17 protein-coding genes are annotated in these 20,523 nt (G+C 34.4%); all 17 read left to right on the plus strand.

Annotated features, from left to right (window positions below):
* The first annotated feature begins 155 nt into the window (after positions 1–155).
* The gene (locus tag M2373_RS18770) at positions 156–1,304 is read left to right on the plus strand and encodes a hypothetical protein (RefSeq protein WP_259112783.1); all 1,149 of its coding nucleotides are present in this window, start codon (positions 156–158) and stop codon (positions 1,302–1,304) included.
* A 52-nt stretch (positions 1,305–1,356) separates the two neighbouring features.
* A complete protein-coding gene (gene topA, locus M2373_RS18775) occupies positions 1,357–3,933 on the plus strand; it encodes a type I DNA topoisomerase (RefSeq protein WP_259112784.1) in 2,577 nt (858 codons plus the stop codon).
* Between the two features lie 429 nt (positions 3,934–4,362).
* Positions 4,363–5,445, plus strand: a complete 1,083-nt coding sequence (locus tag M2373_RS18780) for a glycoside hydrolase family protein (RefSeq protein WP_259112785.1) — start codon at positions 4,363–4,365, stop codon at positions 5,443–5,445.
* A gap of 127 nt (positions 5,446–5,572) precedes the next feature.
* Positions 5,573–6,013, plus strand: a complete 441-nt coding sequence (locus M2373_RS18785) for an ecotin family protein (protein WP_259112786.1) — start codon at positions 5,573–5,575, stop codon at positions 6,011–6,013.
* 12 nt (positions 6,014–6,025) lie between these two features.
* Entirely contained in the window at positions 6,026–7,096 is a 1,071-nt protein-coding gene (locus tag M2373_RS18790) for a formimidoylglutamase (RefSeq protein ID WP_259112787.1), read from the plus strand.
* A 3-nt stretch (positions 7,097–7,099) separates the two neighbouring features.
* Positions 7,100–8,101 (plus strand): glycosyltransferase, encoded by a 1,002-nt coding sequence (locus M2373_RS18795; RefSeq protein WP_259112788.1) that lies wholly within the window; start codon positions 7,100–7,102, stop codon positions 8,099–8,101.
* A 112-nt stretch (positions 8,102–8,213) separates the two neighbouring features.
* Positions 8,214–9,341: a glycosyltransferase family 4 protein gene (locus M2373_RS18800; RefSeq protein ID WP_259112789.1), complete on the plus strand. Its 1,128-nt coding sequence runs from the start codon at positions 8,214–8,216 to the stop codon at positions 9,339–9,341.
* 28 nt (positions 9,342–9,369) lie between these two features.
* The gene (locus tag M2373_RS18805; protein ID WP_259112790.1) at positions 9,370–10,251 is read left to right on the plus strand and encodes a polysaccharide biosynthesis/export family protein; all 882 of its coding nucleotides are present in this window, start codon (positions 9,370–9,372) and stop codon (positions 10,249–10,251) included.
* 2 nt (positions 10,252–10,253) lie between these two features.
* On the plus strand, positions 10,254–12,752 hold the full coding sequence (locus tag M2373_RS18810) for an exopolysaccharide transport family protein (protein WP_259112791.1): 2,499 nt from the start codon (positions 10,254–10,256) through the stop codon (positions 12,750–12,752).
* 213 nt (positions 12,753–12,965) lie between these two features.
* Positions 12,966–13,859: a porin family protein gene (locus M2373_RS18815; protein ID WP_259112792.1), complete on the plus strand. Its 894-nt coding sequence runs from the start codon at positions 12,966–12,968 to the stop codon at positions 13,857–13,859.
* Between the two features lie 4 nt (positions 13,860–13,863).
* Positions 13,864–14,613, plus strand: a complete 750-nt coding sequence (locus tag M2373_RS18820) for an isoprenyl transferase (protein ID WP_259112793.1) — start codon at positions 13,864–13,866, stop codon at positions 14,611–14,613.
* Between the two features lie 28 nt (positions 14,614–14,641).
* Complete coding sequence (gene bamA, locus M2373_RS18825) at positions 14,642–17,185, plus strand: outer membrane protein assembly factor BamA (RefSeq protein ID WP_259112794.1); 2,544 nt, start codon at positions 14,642–14,644, stop codon at positions 17,183–17,185.
* Between the two features lie 6 nt (positions 17,186–17,191).
* Complete coding sequence (locus M2373_RS18830; protein WP_259112796.1) at positions 17,192–17,746, plus strand: OmpH family outer membrane protein; 555 nt, start codon at positions 17,192–17,194, stop codon at positions 17,744–17,746.
* A gap of 66 nt (positions 17,747–17,812) precedes the next feature.
* A complete protein-coding gene (locus M2373_RS18835; RefSeq protein WP_259112797.1) occupies positions 17,813–18,316 on the plus strand; it encodes an OmpH family outer membrane protein in 504 nt (167 codons plus the stop codon).
* Positions 18,317–18,385: 69 nt separating this feature from the next.
* Entirely contained in the window at positions 18,386–18,871 is a 486-nt protein-coding gene (locus M2373_RS18840; protein WP_259112798.1) for a thioesterase family protein, read from the plus strand.
* Positions 18,871–19,731 carry a dTDP-4-dehydrorhamnose reductase gene (rfbD, locus tag M2373_RS18845; protein ID WP_259112799.1) on the plus strand — a complete coding sequence of 287 codons (861 nt, stop codon included), beginning with the start codon at positions 18,871–18,873 and terminating at the stop codon, positions 19,729–19,731. The genes M2373_RS18840 and rfbD overlap by 1 nt, the downstream gene beginning before the upstream one ends.
* A gap of 8 nt (positions 19,732–19,739) precedes the next feature.
* Complete coding sequence (locus M2373_RS18850; protein WP_259112800.1) at positions 19,740–20,426, plus strand: hypothetical protein; 687 nt, start codon at positions 19,740–19,742, stop codon at positions 20,424–20,426.
* Positions 20,427–20,523: the final 97 nt, after the last annotated feature.

Below are 20,523 nucleotides of genomic sequence, written 5' to 3' on the forward strand. Positions count from 1 at the left end.
TAAAAAATACAAAGTTAAATAACAGAAAAAGAGAAATAAAATACTACTTCAATATAGGTAAAATTCATATTTTTGGATGTTCTAAAAAATAATGAATACTTACAGGAGTTTATTTTGTTTCTCTTTGTTTTTGGAATTCAACATAAAAACACATTATGAGGTTAGAGAAAATTTTACAGCACTTTAATATTAAGATTTTCATTTATATTCTTATTGCCGTAACGGCTATTTATACTTTAGCATTTACACTGATTTATAACCTTAAAGATGATGGTTATATTCTTGCAGACTGGCTGATTAATTATCAGGATGGGGGGTTCAAAAGACGCGGGCTGTCCGGAAGTTTCTTTTTTATGCTGCAGGATTTTACAGGATTAAGGCTTAATTATATTGTCTATTTTTTTCAGTTTTTAATTATTTTAACTTTCTTTTGGCTGTATACAAAACTGATCCGGTATAAAGTCACAGATCTTCTGTACCTATCACTTTTACTGTCATCGATAGGTTTTATAGGTCTTTTGAATACCGTGACCTATGTAGGTAAAAAAGAATTCATCGTATTTCTTTTATTTACATACTTTGCCTGGCTTCTGGATAATGATAAGCTGACCCGATTTAAAGAGTATTTATTTTGTCTTTTTTTAATCATCAGTACTTTGTTGCATGAGGTGACCTTATTTTATGTTCCTTATTTTGCAATCGCACTCTATGTTAAAAATGGCAGATTTGAGTTTAAAAGATATATTAAATACTTTCTTTCAGCGGGAATACCGGCAGCGATTATTATTCTGTTCGGTAAAAATGTAAATGAAGGCTTGTCTCTTCAGATTCTTGCGGAAAGAGGAGTTCATCCTACCTATGGTATTTTTTTCTGGAATATTAATGAACGGCAATATATAAAAGAACATAGTGGCGAATACATACTTTATTTTATAAGTTTGGCAATTAGTGTTTTCCATTTAGGATATTATTTAAAATACCTAAATAACCGAAAGGTTTTATCTATTTTATTAATGGGAGCATTTTTGTTTTCCTTTCCATTGTTCTATCTTGCAATTGATTGGGGGCGCTGGATGTATATCCATATGATGCTCATCATTGTTCTTTTTGCCCTGTTATTAAAGAAATCAGACTCCGCTTATTCATTCGAGCCTATCGTAATTAATAAAAAATTCTATATCACATTATTGATCATTATTTTATCGCTGATATACAGGGTAGAGATGTCAGGGAAGGGTTTTACCTTCGAAGGAATTCTCTACAGAGTCTTTGTTGCTCCCCTTGAATTATTAAATAAAATGTGATTCACAAAACCTATATAATAAAAAAGCTTTACTTTTGCAAAAAATTTTTAGAATGTCGAAAAATTTAGTAATCGTTGAGTCTCCGGCTAAAGCAAAAACTATTCAGAAATATTTAGGGAAGGATTTTGAAGTGAAATCCAGCTTTGGTCATATCCGAGATTTGCCTAAAAAAGGAATGGGAATTGACCTCGGAACCTTTACTCCTGATTATGAAGTTTCTGCCGACAAGAAGAAATTAGTAACAGAATTAAAAGCTGCAGTAAAGAAAGCCGAAATGGTGTGGCTGGCTTCCGATGAAGATCGTGAGGGAGAGGCTATTGCGTGGCACTTGGCGGATGAATTGAAACTGAAGCCGGAAAACAGAAAAAGAATTGTTTTCCATGAGATTACAAAAAATGCCATTCTTAAAGCTATTGATAATCCAAGAGATATTGACCAAAACTTAGTTAATGCCCAACAGGCAAGAAGAGTTTTAGACAGGATCGTAGGTTTCGAAATGTCTCCGGTACTTTGGAAAAAAGTAAAACCGGGATTGTCTGCGGGAAGAGTACAGTCGGTTGCGGTAAGATTAATTGTTGAAAGAGAGAAAGAAATCCGCGAGTTTACTCCGAAGGCGAGCTTCAAACTGGACGGGATTTTCCTTAATAAAAGCGAGCAGGAAATTGCTGCCAAGCTTAAAAAAGACTTCGATAAAGAAGAAGATGCAGAAAAATTCTTAGAACAGGCAAGAACGACAGAATTTAAAGTTCTGAATGTTGAAACAAGACCGGGAACACGTTCTGCTTCTGCACCTTTTACAACTTCAACATTGCAGCAGGAAGCTTCATCAAGGCTGGGCTATAATGTAACCAATACCATGCGTCTTGCACAAAGACTTTATGAAGAAGGGTATATTACCTATATGAGAACCGACTCGGTAAACCTTTCTCAGGAAGCCATTGAAGGAGCGAAAAAACAAATTGTTTCAGAATACGGTTCAGAATATTCTTCACCAAGAAACTATACTACAAAATCGGCATCTGCACAGGAAGCTCACGAGGCGATACGTCCTACAGATTTTGCGGTGAAAAGCATTGGTGATGTTCAGCTAAACAGATTATACCAATTAATTTACAGAAGAACACTGGCTTCCCAGATGGCCAATGCCAAAATTGAGAAAACAGTAATCGAAATAGGAAATGCAAAACTTCCTCAGCATTTTGAAGCTCAGGGTGAAGTGATCATTTTTGATGGTTTCTTAAAAGCTTACGGAATTGTAAAAACGGAAGATGAAGATGAAGAAAACAACGAAAAGCTGCTTCCGAAAGTAAGTGTTGGAGAAACATTAGAGTATAAAAAAATAACAGCAACGGAAAAATTCACAAGGCCAAGTGCGAGATATACCGAAGCAGGTTTGGTAAGAAAGCTTGAAGAATTGGGAATCGGTCGTCCTTCGACTTATGCACCGACGATTCAGACGATTCAGAACCGTGAATACGTTGATAAAAGAGAAGTAGAGCCACAAACAAGAGAAGTGGTGAAGATTTCTTTAGCAAAAGATAAAATTAAAAAAGAAGTCCTTGATGAAAAATTCGGAGGGGATAAAAATAAATTCCTTCCAACGGATACCGGTGAAGTGGTAAGCGATTTCTTAACAGATAATTTTAAAGAAATCTTAGACTACGGTTTCACAGCAAGAGTTGAAGAAAGTTTTGACGAAATTGCAAACGGTGATCAGAAGTGGAAAGAGATGATGACCGATTTCTACTCAAAATTCCACCCGAGAATTGAAGATGTAGAAGAAAATGCAGACAGGGCAACAGGAGACAGACTTTTAGGTGTTGATCCGAAAACGGGTAAAAATGTTCATGCGAGAATCGGAAGATTCGGTGCGATGATTCAGATTGGGGAAACTGAAGACGAGGAAAAACCGATTTTTGCTTCATTAATGGCTGGTCAGAATATTGCAACGATTACTTTTGAAGAAGCTTTAGAGTTATTTAAACTTCCTTTTGATCTGAGTGAGGTTGATGGAAACCCGGTTTCTGTAGGTGTGGGAAGATTCGGACCTTATGTAAAATGGGGTGAAACGTATATCAGCATTCCGAAAGGCGAAGATCCACTTTCTATCGATCAGAAGCGTGCGGAAGAAATTATCAACGAAAAGAAAATTGCTGATGCTCCGATTGCAACCTACAAAGGTGAGCCTGTAACCAAAGGAACGGGAAGATTCGGACCTTTCATCAAATATCAGAGTATTTTCGTAAATGTTCCGAAGAGATATGATTTTGAAAATCTTTCTCAAAGCGATATCAATGAATTAATTGATGCTAAACTTGAAAAAGAAGCTAACCGATATATCCAACAGTGGGAAAAAGAGAAAATTTCCATCGAAAACGGAAGATGGGGACCTTTCATTAAGTTTGGAAAAGCAATGTTCAAGATTCCGAAGAAAGCTGATGATACAAAATATGAAGCAGATGAGTTGAAAGAACTTTCTTTAGATGAGGTTAAAAAATGGATTACTGATCAGGATCCGAAAGCTTTTGCAGAAAAGAAAAAGCCAGCAGCTAAAAAGGCGGCAACAACTAAAAAGGTTGCAACGACAGCAAAAAAACCTGCGACTAAGAAACCTGCAGCAAAAAAATAAATAGTTTTATACTTACATATTAACCCCTTTTGAAATCATCAGAAGGGGTTTTGTTTTTTATTCAATTGATTTAACTATTTGTCCATATTTATCTAAATGATAAATATCTCTTCTAAAATGAGGAACATCATAAGATCTTATCAAATCTCCCTGAAACCCCTTGTTACAATACATTTCTATTTGATTAATGATTTTTCCTTTTTTCATCTATAATTTCATCAAGAAAATAATCGCTTGCGATTATGAAATTTATGATAATTGTTATTTCTGAAGTAACAGATGTATTTAGAACAAATTTTTTTAGTAATTATTAAATCAAATATAACGCTTATAGTCATGCTTTATTGATTTATCAGTGAATTTACAAGCCCGAAACCGCAGGATACTACTTCAATCCGTTTCTTCTAAATTAGCTTTCAAATAAATGCAATGGAAAAACCTTTCACGCGCAAAGAATTTCTGCAAACTTCGGCCTTGGGAATGGCAGCTGTATTTTTTGGGTCATCATTTACAAGATTTTTATCTAGAGAAGAAAAACCCTATTTTAATTTAAAACCAATTGGAAGGTCATTGGCTTTAGAAGGATACTATATTTGGTGCAGTTCTCCGATTTGGGGCGAAGATGGGAAGGTTCATCTTTTTTATTCCCGATGGAAAAAAGAGAAAGGAATGGGAGGCTGGCTCAATGGATCTGAAATTTGTCGCGCAGAAGCCAATTCCCCATATGATGCATTCGAACATAAACAGGTTATTCTTGCGCCAAGAGGTGAGGGGTTTTGGGATGCAACAACCTGTCACAATCCTTTGGTTAAAAAAGTGAAAGATCAATATTTGCTTTTTTTCATGGGGACTTCCAATGGGAAAACAAATACCAAAAGAATAGGATTGGCAACCTCAAAAAGTCTTGATGGAAACTGGACCCGTCCGGAAGAGCCTTTGCTTCTTCCGGGAGAGAAAGGCTCTTGGGATGATCATTGTACTACAAATCCTGCTTTTGTGAAAGGAAACGACGGTAAGTATTGGCTGTTTTATAAATCCTGGAATACCGAAGAATATGAAACGCATAGAGGAGCGGTAAGAGGAAACCGAAAATATGGGCTGGCAAAAGCCGATTCTCCACTGGGCCCTTACAAAAAAGTCTCCGAAAATCCGGTAATTGACTTTTCATCACTGCCTAATAATGCCCAGCTGGAAGATGCTTTTATATGGGCTCAAAAAGGGAAATTTCATATGGTAGCCCGTGATATGGGATTTTTTAACCATGAGTATGGTCTACACTTAATGACAAAAGACGGTATTCACTGGTCAAAACCGGAGATCGCTTATCTTAATATGGGAAATTATGTCAATGAATCCAACCCTCCGGCACATTTAAAACGGTTCGGAAGATTAGAACGTCCCATGATTTTACTCGATAAAGACGGAGAAACACCTAGGTTTTTATTTGGGGCAACGCAAGGCGGTGGCTTTGAAACTTCAACGACTTTTGTATTTGAGATTTTGAGATCCTGAAACTTAGATAAACATAGACAATTATATGAAGCCGTTAACAATTTGTTGATGGTTTTTTTATGCATAAAAATCGTGACACGATCTCAACTTGATGAGGTTTTTTGTATGTTTGTGAAAATGTTTTTTAATGAAGTTTGTTTACACTTTGTTTTTGGTTTTTTTATTTAATCTATGCTTTTCTCAGGAAAATTATTATCCCGGAGCAAAAAAAGGATTCAAAAGAGTAAATATCGACTTGCCGAAAAATGCAAATGAAAAAAAGTATAAGGTGGAGTTTTATCTTTCTTTAGACAAAGAAATGGAGGATTGTCATACCGCTAAAATGGAGAATAGATTCCAAAAGAAGACCTATGGCAGCAATTCTTATTACGAAGCATCATCAGATTTTCAGATTCTGACCTACAGCAACGAAAAGTGCGGAGGCAAAAAAATGTATAAAAAGGTGTATAATGAACCCGTAATAGAAAACTATCAGTCCAAAAATAGTTTTGTATTTTACGTACCTGAAAATATGTCTGTAGAATATAAGCTATGGAAAGACGAATCTGGATTTATTAAAGCAAAATAGACAGGATAAAGAATGAATTTTGAAGATTTTATCATTTCACCAAGAAATTTCAAGACTGAAAGCTGGCAGATCGGAAACCGGATCACCAAAGATATAAAGGAGGATAGTATTGTTCTTCTGTTTATTTCAGATTACAGGGGAGCAAATGGAGATGCAGAGGTACAGGATTTTACAGGGATCAGAAAAGAGTTTTATAAACTTTCACAGCTGGATTTTGAGATCCCGATTGTAGATTTGGGGGACTTGGTTTCAGGAAAGTCGGTTCAGGATTCTCATTATATTTTACAGGAAGTATTATCGGCTTGTCATCATAGAAGAGCCATTCCTGTGATTATTGGTGGCTCGAACGACTTTGCTTTTTCGTTATTTTCAGGATTAAACTTCCATCAGAATAATATTAATTATACCCAAATCAGCAATATTATCTCGCTTAATCAGGGTGAAAATATTAATGAACATACTTTTTTAAGTAAAATTTTTGGTGCTAAGAACTTTTCAATTAAGAATTATCATCATTTAGGATATCAGAAACATTTAAACGAAATAGATTCGATCCGACTGATTAAAGAGGTAGAATTTGATATTATCCGTTTGGCTGAAATGATGAATTCCACCGAAAAAACAGAACCTTTTTTCAGAAAAGCAGATCTGGTAACGGTAAATTGTGATGCGATTGAAAGTTTCAGTGAGCCTTTTTCAATGAATCCGCAGGTAAACGGATTGAACCGGAGAGAGATCTGTGCTTATATGAAAGAAATTGGTTTAAGCGAAAATCTAAAATCGGTAGGGATTTTTAATTATAATATTTATTCTGAAAACCAATTGAATCACCAGCTTCTCGCACAAATGATCTGGTATTTAATAGAAGGAATTAATATCCAGAGATCTCACCCGAAAGAAAGGCACTACGAAATATTCTATGTTCTTGTGGATGACAGGCAATATGCTTTTAAGCGTGATACTTTCAGTAATTTGTGGTATTTTGGTGATGACGAAAATATAGAAAATTGTATTCCTTGTTCGAGGAAAGATTTTGATGAAGCCAAAAAAGGCTGGCTGAATGCACGACTGACGAAAATTTAATGTATGACAAACGTTCCCTCAAAAGTTTCCATCATTGTTCCCGTTTATAATGTCGAGAATTATCTGGCAAAATGCCTGGATTCTTTGATTAATCAGACGCTCCAGAATATAGAGGTTCTGGTTGTAAATGATGGAAGTACAGATAATTCTGAAAATATTATTCAGGAATATGCTCAAAAATATCCTGAAAAAATTAAAGCTTTCAATAAAGAAAACGGTGGTTTAAGTGATGCCCGGAATTTCGGAATTGACAGATCAACAGGAGATTATATAGGCTTTGTAGACAGTGATGACTATGTAACAGCTACAATGTTTGAAGAAATGCTGAATCTGGCCGAAAAGCATCAGTCTAAAATGGTTATCTGCAATATTCAAAAAGTCGATCAGCACGGAAATGTTACCCAAAAGCTGACGCAGATCCCCAATATGCCTGAAAAAATTGATTTAGAAAGCCATTTTTCTGTTTTTTCAGATCTGAGTTATTTTGCCTGCAATAAAATTTTTGAAAAAGGATTATTTAATCAAAGAAGGTTTAAGAAGGGCGTTCATTTTGAAGACATTCAGCTGATTCCCCAGCTTCTTCTGGAGTGTGATGCCATTGCACAGACACAGAATTTCCATTATCAGTACCTGGAACGTACAGATTCTATTACAAAAACACATACCGAAAAAGGATTGGATATTTTGAAGGCTGTAAAAGATGTGGAAACGGCTTTTGAAGATTCAATATACCTCAGTAAAAGAAAAGAACTTAAAAATTTTCAGATTTTTGAAGGTATTTATTCCTTTTTGGCGTATTTAGCATATGTTAAAAAAGAAGAGACTTTTTATGATATGTCTAATGAATTAGAGCTTTTTATAAAAGAAAGAAATATAAAAATTAAAGATATATTGAACTATAGTCGTTTTGATAAAAATTATCTTTTATCTTTGCCCCTGAAAAAAAAGATTTTTTATCTACTTTTTTTTGCAGGACAGAAGAAGTTAATAAGAAAGTTAATATAAACACAAATGTAAGTACTATTGTTTCGATTCAATAGAAATCTTGACTGTGAAAGGTTTTATTGAGTTGTTTTGAAAGTGATTTAGAAAACAAAATGTACTTGAGTAGAAAAAAATGAAAAATTTTGAATTGTTCTTAACCCAATCAGGAATTCCTATTTTTTACGTGAAAATAGGACTTGGTTTTATATTTTCCTTTTTAATCACATTTTTTTCCGTGCCGACTATCATTAAGATTTCCAGAAGGAAAAATCTTATGGATGAACCGGGCATGAGAAGTTCCCATATCAGAAAAATACCTAATTTAGGAGGGATTGCAATATTTTATTCCATCGGGATATGCGCCTCAATCTTTGCTTATGAACTTTTTGACCTGTATAAATTCTTATTTGCCTCTCTGGTAATTCTTCTTTATATCGGTGTCATGGATGATATTGTGGTGATGAGAGCTTATAAAAAGCTAGTCGCGCAGATTATTGTTTCATCGCTTATCGTAATTGGATCGGATATTAGAATACGAAGTCTTTTCGGCATATTTGGAATATATGAACTTACCTATATTGTAAGTGTCATTTTCAGTATTGTAACTTTTATTATTCTTATCAATGCGTTTAATTTAATTGACGGAATTGATGGTTTGGCCGGTGGATATTCTGTTATTTGCAGTGCACTTTTTGGGATAAGTTATTATAGATTGGGAGAGTATAATTATCCGTTGGTCGTTTTATCTGTTATTATTATAGGTGCGGTTATGGCATTTTTATATTATAATCTGTCAAATTACCGGACCAATAAAATATTTATGGGAGATACAGGATCCATGTTATTAGGATTTCTGTTGGCTTTTACGTCGATATGTTTTATCGATATCTTTATAGACAGAGCACTTCCCAATGTACCAAGATATCATCTGCAATCTGCACCAGTGATTGCTGTGGCTATTTTAATATTACCGATTGTGGATACTTTAAATGTAATTATTGTGAGACTTATCAATAAGAAATCTCCTTTTGATGCAGATAAAAACCATATCCATCACAAACTTTTAAAACTGAATCTTACCCATAGAAGATCCAGTTTCTATATTATCATTTATTACCTTTTTATCGTATCTATCGCTTATTATTTTAGACATATAAATATTAATCTGTTATTAGGTGTTATTCTATTATTAGGATTTTTAGGAGCTTATATACCAGATTTTATTTATCTTATGAAGAATAATAAAAAGACTAATAATTAAATCTTTATTTTTGTAAACAACTTGAAATATGATGAAGAATTATAAGTATTTATACCTTTTGATATTACCCTTTTTAGTTACATCTTGTATTACGACAAAAGATGTAAGATATATGCAGCCAAGCGAAAGTTTGGTGATTAATGAGGAAGGTTTGATTCCCTACAACATTCCTGTATATCGAATTACTAAAAATGATATATTAAACCTTAATATTGTTACCACTCCCAAAGGAGATGCCGCACAATTTTATTCCTCTCTGAATACTTCCGGAAGTACACAGGCTCCTACAACGAATACAGTAGCGAGTTCTGGTGGACGTGTCGGAATAACTGGTTCTTCGGGAGGCGGAGGCATGGGCGGAAACTCAATTTTTTATTTTAACGGATTAAAAGTAGACTCTAAAGGAGATATTAATGTATTCGGAATAGGATTTATTAAAGCTGAAGGAAGAACGATTGAAGAAGTCTCTCAGGAAATTCAGGATAAGGTAAACGAAAATTTCCAGGAAGGAAAGTCTGAAGTAAGACTGAATACTGATGGTATTACATATTATATTCTTGGTGATGTAGAAACTACAGGCGTTACAGGCGAGAAAGTGGCCCACAAAAATACACTTACGATTACTGAAGCGTTGGCTATAAATGGAGGATTGAACAGAACTGTCGATAGAAAAATTATTGTAATTCACAGAAAATTACCTGAAGGAATTAAAGTGGCTCAAATAGATCTTACCCGTGAAGATATAATGAATTCTCCTTACTATTATGTACAAAACGGAGATGAGATTTATCTTAATACCAGAGCGAAAAGCCTGAACGGATTCGGAAAGGATCCTGTCCAGACTTTAATATCGGGAGTGTCTGTAATCACTACGGCATTATCAATTTATTTATTGATTAAAAACTTATAGCCATGATTCCAGAAAAAGATACTACTGTAGAGAAGAAGGTTGATTCTCAAAAAGAAAAATACGGATCTTTTGCTCTTTTTGATATTGAGCATTTTATAAGAAGGGTTCTTAAAAATTGGTACTGGTTTGTTTTTATGCTTTTTATCGGCTATGCCATCTCATGGGTGTACAGCAAATATTACGCACAGAATATTTATTCTTCAAACCTTTCATTGAGTGTGTCAAATAATACCTCAAGTTATTTTACTCCCAATCAGTCCATCAATTTCATTTGGGGACAAGGGGGAAATCAGGATGGTATTTATTTGAAGAAAATGCTTTTATCAAGAACTCATAATGAGTTTTTGGTTAAAGAGTTGGATCTTTTTGTCAATTATTCTACAAAAGGAATGATCAAGTCCACTTACCTTGACAAAGATGATTCTCCGGTTTTTTTACAGATTGATAAAAGACATCTTCAACAGCTTAATTATCCTATAACTTTAATGCCGAAGGGAGATAATTCTTTTGAAATCGTCTTACCTGAAGAAGGGCAATCGACGAATTTATACAATTATGAAGTTGAAGGATTTCAGAATATCAACAGTTACGAAAGACCGGGAAATAAAACTGTAAAAATAGGAGAATGGTATACTACACCTAATCTGAGATTCAGATTGGTTAAAAATCCGGTAACTCCTAAACTTAAACTTGATAATATCATTGTAAATCTTCTTTCTGTAAATCAGTCTGTTAATGATATTGTTTCTACGGTAAATGTAGATTTTGATAAAGAGATCAGTACAATTATGATTATTTCTAAAACAGGGTATAATCTTAACAGTACGGTAAACTTCTTGAATATGTCTGTGAGCCAGCTTCAGAAAAAAAGGCTTGCCGATAAAATGTTGGTAGATAAAAATACAGAGACTTATTTAAAAGGAAATCTTACAACAATTGGGAAAAAATTAGATTCAAGTGCTAATGTTCTTAATTATTTGAAAACGTCAGAAAAGCTTTATGACATTAAAGACAGAGATGAAAAATCTCTAACAAAAATTAAGGAGCTTGAGGCTAAAAAAGCAGATTTGGAAAGTAAAGTATCTTCTTTAAATGAAATAAGAAATACACTGGAAAGTCAGAATTTTGACCGAATGATCAGTACGACTGCTGCAGGTTTTGAAGACGGAATGTTTACTGCCACAGTTACAGAACTCAAGGCTTTATATCTTAAAAGACGGGAATTGGCAGCTATTTATACTCCTAATTCTGAGCCGATGAAAGAGATAAACAGGCTTATCAATGAAGCAAAACTTGGTTCTTCAGGTTCGTTAAGAGCATATTATAATAAATATTTCACAGAAATTAATAAGATTGATAAAGATGTATCAGAAGCCAATTCTGACTTAGATTCTTATCCGGAAAAAGAACGTAGATATCTTGATGCTGAGAGAACCTACAACATGATTGAAGCGACTTATAACAGTTTGTTGGGTAGACAGAACGATACGCAGATGAAAATGGCAGCCAATCAATCGGATATAAGCGTTATTGACCCTGCTAAAAATGTAGGACAGGCACCTATCGGACCGAATGTGAAAGGTGTGAAGTTTGGGATTTTTGGAGGACTTTTAATTCTGCCGTTGCTTTTCATCTTAATTGGAGAGTTGCTGGATAATAAAATCCGAAATATAAAAGAATTATTAAATGCTACAAGAATTCCGTTACTGGGTGTTGTGGGTAATAATACCAACGGAGACATGCTGACGGTTCTTGAACATCCAAAATCTTCTGTTTCTGAAGCCTTTAGAGGAATTAGAGCGAATATAAGGTTCTTGATGAATGAAGATGGGAAAAGTAAGGTTATACTGGTTACTTCTTCTATCGGTGGTGAAGGAAAGACTTATGTTTCGATTAACCTGGCTTCCGTTCTTGGACTTAGTGATAAAAAGACAATTCTCTTGGGAATGGACTTAAGAAAACCGAAAATTTTCGGGGATTTTAAAATTGATAATAAATATGGTATTTCCAACTACCTTACCGGAGAAGTAGGAATAGATCAGATTATTAATAAAACAAGAATAGCTAACCTTGATGTAGCTACCTCTGGGCCAATTCCGCCAAACCCTTCTGAGCTTTTAATGAGTAAGAAGAATGTAGAATTTATTGAGGAGCTTAGATCTATCTATGATTTCATTATTATCGATTCACCTCCGGTAGGACTTGTGGCCGATTCTTATGAATTAATGAAGTATTCTGATGCCAATATTTATGTAGTTCGTCATGAATATACCGAAAAATATATGTTGAAAATGATTACTGAAAAGTATCACAGTAATGAAATTGAGCATTTAGGAATGGTTTATAATGATTACAATACGAAACAGGGTTATGGCTATGGTTACGGCTATGGCTATGGTTACGGCTATGGTTACGGTTATTTTGATGAAGATAAAAACTATAAAGAACCTCTGTTGATCAGAATCAGAAATAAGGTAAGAACACTGCTAAATAAAAAATAACATAAATAAACCCTCATTTAATGGGGGTTTATTATATATAAATTATTTTGATTCTATGAAAAAAAGAATAAATTTGTGACTTTGTCGTTTACTTTATAACAAATTATGTTTTTTTGTTTATTTTTAACTAAACATTAAGAATATCATTAATATAAAAATGTTTTATATTTGCAAAAATTAATTTTTAAAATAACCATAAATCCATATTCTTTTATGAATAAAAAATTATTGTTTAGCTTCCTTGCCGCCCTGGGAACTGTGGTAAGTGTTAAAGCACAAAGAAACGAATTGGGAGTTCGTCTAGGTATGAGTAACCTAGTGGGTGATATAGGAAGAACGAATTATATTTTACAAAAGCCATTGGATTTAAATAAAGCGTCAGATTGGGGGGTGCCATTTTATGGAGGTTTATTATATAGATTTAATTTTAACCCACATCAGACCGTAAGATTAGATCTTGGGTACAACCAAATACAGTTTAGTGACAAAGCTGCGAAGGAAGATTATAGAAGAAATAGAAATGGAGTTGGAAAAAACAATGTGTACGAAGCAAGTTTAATGTTTGAATATAACTTCTTCCCTGTAAATAATGAGCAGAAAGGAATGCTTAGCCCATATATTTTCGGTGGGGTAGGTGCCTTAATGTTTGATGCTCCGAAAGCCACTCTGGTTAATGATTTCAGAAGAGATGCAGACGGTGTGGCACAAGCTCCTATTAATGAGCTGGATTTTACCACAAGAGCAGAATATACTACAGGAACTAAAACGACAATGCATATTCCTTTCGGAGTAGGATTGAAGTATAAATTTAATTATAGCTGGGCTATTTTTGCAGAAGCTACATTCAGATACACGCTTACAGATCAGTTAGATCACAGTAAGATATTAAGTACAGATGTAATTTCTACTTATAACGGGGATATTTTAAACCCTGCTACAGGAGGATCGCTGCTTCAGTCTGATGCATACTATGTAGTATCAAAAGAAAGAGAAGCTGCTATTATTGGAGAAAGAAATGTTGGTGATTTAAAGTCTAAAGATTGGATGAATACAGTAAGTTTAGGACTTACGTACTCTTTCGGAAGACCACCATGCTATTGTGATTAATAAGATGTCGTTGATAAAAGATAAAATAAATTCTGAGAATTTACCAAAACATGTAGCCATCATTATGGATGGTAATGGAAGATGGGCTAAATCTCGTGACGAAGAAAGAACTTTCGGTCACAAAAATGCTATTAATGCGGTAAGAAACGCTATTAATGCCTGTAATGAGATTAATATTCCGTATTTAACGTTATATACTTTTTCTTCTGAAAACTGGAATCGTCCTGCAGAAGAAGTAGATACGCTGATGAATCTGCTTGCAGAGACTTTATTATTGGAAGCTGAAGAGGTTTTCAGTAAAGGCCTGAGAATGCATGTTATCGGAAATATTGATCAGCTGCCACCTCTTGTAAGAGAACAATTGCTTCGGGTGGTAGAACTAACTAAAGAAAACACAAAAGGTAATTTGGTATTAGCATTAAGCTATGGCTCCCAACAGGAGATTCTGAATGCCGTTAAAAATATAAGTTCTGATGTGAAGGATGGAAAGGTAGAGGTTGAAAATATTGATGAAAAACTATTCGAAAACTATCTTTATACTAAAGATTTCCCCCCTGTTGACTTACTTATTAGAACCAGTGGCGAAATAAGAATTAGTAATTTTCTCCTTTGGCAGATCGCCTACGCAGAACTACAGTTTTTAGATGTTTTATGGCCAGATTTCTCAAAAGATATTTTCTTTCAGTGTATTGTAGATTATCAAAACAAAGAAAGAAGATACGGAATGACCGGTGAACAAATAAAGGCTCAGTAAAATTTAAGAAAAGAAAGACTACGATAAAATGAAGTTTAGACTATTACCCATCATTATGTTTGTTGCTTCTGCACATTTTTATGGACAGGTAACTCCACAGGATAGCACAAAAGTGAATAATCCGGTGCATGCAGAAAACCAAGCAGGAACTTATACGCTTAAAGACATCGTTGTAGATGGGGTTAAAAAGTATACACCAGCTCAAATCCTGAGATTTACAGGGTTAACGAAAGGCGAAAGTGTAGACATCCCAGGGCAAAAAATTAGTAACGCTGTTAAAAAACTTTGGGACACTCAATCTTTCTCGGAAGTAGAGGTATACGTACAGAGTATTGAAGGCGAGACTGTAGTTTTAAGATTTTACTTAGAAGACTTGAAAGAGCTAGGTGAGGTGAAATTTACAGGGAAAGGAATTGGTAAGTCTAAAAACGAAAAACTTGCGAAAGACAATAATCTAAAACCGGGTACCAAAATTACTCAAAACTTAGTTTCTAGTCTTAAAACAAATATTCCTAAAGATTATATCAAGAAAGGTTTTGCTGATGCTAAAATCACCATTCAGGATAAAGTAAACGCAGGTGATCCTGCTTTAGTTGACTGGACGATTAATGTTGATAAAGGCAAAAGAGTAAAAATCGATCATATTGAATTTGAAGGAAACCAAGCTGTTTCTGATAAAAAGCTTAGAAACAAAGCCTTTAAAGAAACAAAACAAAAAAGATTCGGTATTGGAGGTATCTTAAAGTCTTCCAAATTTATCGAAGACAAATATCAGGAAGATAAGCAAAGCCTTATCAGCTACTATAACTCGTTAGGGTATAGAGATGCTGCCATTGTTTCGGATTCTGTATGGAGAAATAAAAGAAACAATTACGAAATCAACGTAAAACTTAAAGAAGGTAAGCAATATTATATCGGAGATGTTACTTTTACAGGTAATACCGTATATGCTACAGATTACTTACAGAGACTTTTAGGATATAAAAAAGGAGATATCTACGATGCAGTAGGTTTCAACAAAAAAGTTGGAGAAGACGGAGGTAAGGAAGATGATTCTGATATCAAGTCAGTATACATGAACAACGGTTACCTTTTCTCTAATGTTACTCCGGTTGAAAAATCTGTTGATGGAGACAAGATCAACCTTGAAATCCGTATCAACGAAGGTGAAAAAGCAACTTGGAACAGAGTAACGTGGCAAGGAAACGTTACAACTCATGACCATGTTATTCTTAGATCTTTAAGAACAAAACCGGGAAGCCTTTTTGCAAAAAGTGATATTAAAAGAACATACTTCGATTTAGCGGGGATGTCATTCTTTGATCCACAGCAGGTTGGCCAGGATATTAATCCTAATCAACAGGATAATACGGTGGATATCAACTGGAAGTTGGTTGAAAAAGGATCTTCTCAGGTTCAGTTACAGGCTGGTTACGGTGGTAACAGCTTCATCGGAACTTTAGGATTGACATTCAATAACTTCTCATTAAGAAACTTCCTGAAATTTAAAGACTTCAGACCTGTACCTCAAGGTGATGGACAAACATTATCTATTCAGGCTCAGGCAGGGCAGTACTTCCAAAACTATGGGGTTTCATTTACGGAACCTTGGTTATTCGGAACAAGACCAACTGCTCTTTCTGTAAGTTTAAACAACTCAAGAGTAAGATATTCTTCTACAGATGGTACAGGAAATGCTCAGAAATTAAATATTTTCTCTGCTTCCGTAGGATTAAACAGATTATTGAAGTGGCCGGATGATTATTTCTCATTATATACAGGTCTTCAGTATCAGAAATATGACTTTAGCAACTATCCGTTTGAATTTGGTGACAGTACCGAATATTACGGTAGTGCAAATAACTTAAGTATTAACGTAGGATTAAGCAGAAACTCTGCCGGGATAGATCCAATCTTCCCTACAACAGGTTCTAATATTGAAGTTTCTGCGAAATTTACTCCGCCATATTCATTGTTCAGCAATAAAGATTATTCTACAATGAGTCCTACAGACAAATATAAGTGGATGGAATTCTATAAAGTGAAGTTCAAGGCTGATGTTTACAACGAAATTGTTGGTAAACTTGTCTTAAGATCTTCTGCGGAAATGGGATTCATGGATGGATATAACAAAGAACTGGGAGCTCCGCCTTTTGAAAGATTCTATGTAGGAGGTACCGGTTTATTCGGTGGTAGATTTGACGGTAGAGAACTAATTCCGTTGAGAGGTTATGAAAATGCATCTACGTACGGAGGAACTGTTGATGATATCACACAAAAAGGAGGTGGTACAATCTACAATAGATTTACATTAGAATTGAGATATCCGATTTCTTTGAACCAAACGGCTAAAATTTATGCATTAACATTTGCTGAAGGTGGTAACGTTTGGAACTCATGGGGTAATTATAATCCTTTCCAATTGAAAAGATCAGTAGGTGTTGGGGTAAGAGTTTATATGGGAGCATTTGGTTTGATCGGATTTGACTTCGCATACGGATTTGATAAAACGGTAAGCGGAACAGAGCCTTCAGGTTGGAAGACACACTTCTTAATGAACCAATCATTATAATAACATATGAAGAACTTAAAAATCATTTTCACATTTGTATTATTCTTGCTTTTTAGTTTTGGCAATGCACAGAAAGTAGGTGTTGTTGATACTGAATATATTTTGGATAAAATGCCTCAATATAAAGAAGCGGAAGCAAGATTAAACTCACAGATTGATACTTGGCAATCAGAATTGCAGAGTCTTCAGGCAGAGTATGAAAAGAAAAGATCTGCTTTCGAAAGTGAAAAGGTATTATTAGTTGGAGACCAGTTAAAGCTGAGAGAAAAAGAAGTGATGGATCTGGATAAGAATATTAAAACAACTACCAGTTTACGCTTCGGAAACACGGGAGAGATTGCCAAACTAAGAACAAACTTGGTGCAGCCCTTTCAGGATCAGATCTGGAATGCCATCAAAGCCATGGCCGAGAAAAACGGATTGGGCATAGTTCTTGATAAAAGCAATAACGTTAATGTTATTTTTCTCCAAAAAAGGTTCGATTATACAGATAAAGTACTAGATATTTTATTAAAAGGTTCAGAACAGGAGAAAAAAACTAATAGTAAAGGTAAAAAGTAAATCAACAATTAACTTTTACTTAAATTTACAATCAAAACAAAAATTAAATTATTTATTTTACCAATTATGAAAAAATTAAGTGTATTATTTGCAGCGGTAATGATGGTTGTATCAGTAGGTATGGCAAAGGCTCAAAAAATTGCAACTTTAGATGTTATAGGTGTTCTTAATGCAATGCCTGAAAAGAAAAAAGCTGATGCTGATCTTAAGACATTCTTAGATACTAAGCAAGCTGAAATCAAAAAGAAAGCGGATGCTGGACAAGCTAAATTGAAGCAGTATACTGAAGAAGCTCCTAAGAAATCTGCTGACGAAAACAAAGCTAGAGAAGGTGAATTAGCTAAAATGCAGGAAGAAATTCAGCAAATGAACGACAAAGCTCAAAAAGATTTCGTAGCTAAGCAAGATACTGCTTACGAGCCAATTGAGAAAAAGTTAAACGACGCGGTTTCTAAAGTAGCTAAAGCTAGCGGATACGATTATATCATGGATGCTAACTCTTCTGCTTTTGTTTACAAAAACGGTCCTGATGCTACTGCAGCTGTGAAAAAAGAATTAGGAATCCAATAATTTTGGAAATTAACAAAGATTTATAAAACCAACCATCTCTTTTAGAGGTGGTTTTTTTATTTTTGCCAAATGGAAAGAGAAGTATCAACCACGGTTAAAGTTAGGTTTAGCGATTGTGATCCGATAGGACATTTAAATAATGTAAAATATCTGGATTATATGTTCAATGCCAGAGAAGATCATGTGGAAACATTTTATGGTTTCACGTATGAAGAATATACAAAAAAAACCGGATGTACGTGGATTGCCATTCAAAACGAAATTGCTTATCTGAAAGAAGTGCGATATAATACCCAGGTTGTGATTAGCAGCAAAACAATCGAAGTTGGGGAAAGAACCGCAAAAGTGGAAATTCTCATGAAAAGTTTGGATGAAAAAACAATCCATGCCGTTCTTTGGGTAACGGTTATTTACTTTAATATTAAAACCAGAAGATCAGACGTGCACCCTGAAGATATCAAAGAAACATTTCATAAATTCTATGTAGATTTAGAGCAGAAAGATTTTCAGTCAAGAGTTAAATTTTTAAGATCACAAAACGCAAAAAATTCATAATGAAAAAAATACTGGTAATTGGAGGAAACGGTCAATTAGGAAACTGTATAAGAAAAATAGCTCCGGATTTTGAACTGGACTATGAGTTCGTGTTTACAGATTCTCAAACATTAGATATTACAGACGAAGATCAGATTAATAATTTTTTTAATAACGAAAAACCGGATTTTTGTATTAATGCATCGGCATACACAGCAGTGGATCTGGCAGAAAAAGAAAAAGAGAAAGCTTTTGCAGTCAATGCTGATGGTGTTGGCTATCTGGCCCAGGCTTGTCAAGATAATAAGGCAATATTAATTCACGTTTCTACCGATTACGTTTTTGATGGTGAAACAAATCTTTGCTATTCAGAAGATGATTTCACAAATCCTATCGGAGTGTATGGTGAATCAAAATTAAAAGGTGAAGAGCTCGCTTTAGAGTTTAATCCCAAAACGGTTATTTTGAGAACATCATGGCTATATTCGGAATTCAATAAGAATTTTGTGAAAACCATGTTAAACCTTTTCTCTCAAAAAGAAGAATTAGGCATTGTTGGAGATCAGTTTGGACAACCTACAAATGCGAATGATCTGGCTGAAGCAATTATGAACATCATTGATGCTCCTCAAAAAACATACGGCGTTTTTCACTTTTCAAACTATCCGGAAACGACATGGTTTGAGTTTGCTCAAAAGATTGCTGAGTTTTCAAAATCTTCAATTAAACTGAATGCTTTAACAACAGAACAATATCCTACTCCTGCAAAGAGACCAAAAAGAAGTACGATGTGCTTAGACAAAATAGAGGATATCTACAAAGTTGAAACGAAGCATTGGGAAAACAGCCTGGAAGAGTGTATTGATATCCTTGCAAAATAATATAATATATGAAGAATCTAGGAATTGTTATTTTGGTTTTATTTGTTCAGCTTTTCAGTGCTCAAAATGTGTACATGACAAAAGTTGAAAAGACAAATGATAACACAGACAAGTTTTTTTACAAAATAAATGAAGAAGCGAAAGATGCTCAATATTTGGGCGAAGTAGAAGTCCAGGGTTTTTCAAAAGATGACGCTGCTGTTTTTTCATTAATATATAAAAAGGCCAAAGAAATTGGAGCCAATACTTTTACATTAAAACCTTTTGAAAATATAGATGGAAGTCCGCAGATATTCAATCCTGCAAACTATAAATTGTCCTTATATTATCTTCCTAAGGAAAAACTATTAAACCAGACGGGCCATGTTTACTTATTTGCATCATCCGATAAAAATCAAAAAATAAGCATAGACAGGAAGGATTACGAAATATCTCCGAGATCCTACCTTATAATCAATATAACTCCCGGAAAAATATATACTATTTCTACAAAAAAACTTTTAGGCTCTACCATTAGACTGCAGCCGAAAGCGGGAGAAGAAAACCAGTATTTTCAGATCTCAGCGACAAAAATCAAATCAGATGAGTCTGGTGTTGGAGGTCTTAATTTGAAAAGTGGTGATATAATAGGTTTAGAAAAATCATATGCCGAATTTTTAAGTACTATATATAATAAGGAAAAGCAGAGTAATTAACCTCTGCTTTTTTATTAGAAGCTTGATCCCGCTATCCGCACTCGCTATTTTGATTATTTCGGCGAGCCTTTGGCTCGCCGAAATAATCAAAATGAGC

The organism is Chryseobacterium sp. JUb7 (assembly GCF_024806495.1).
Lineage (GTDB): Bacteria > Bacteroidota > Bacteroidia > Flavobacteriales > Weeksellaceae > Chryseobacterium.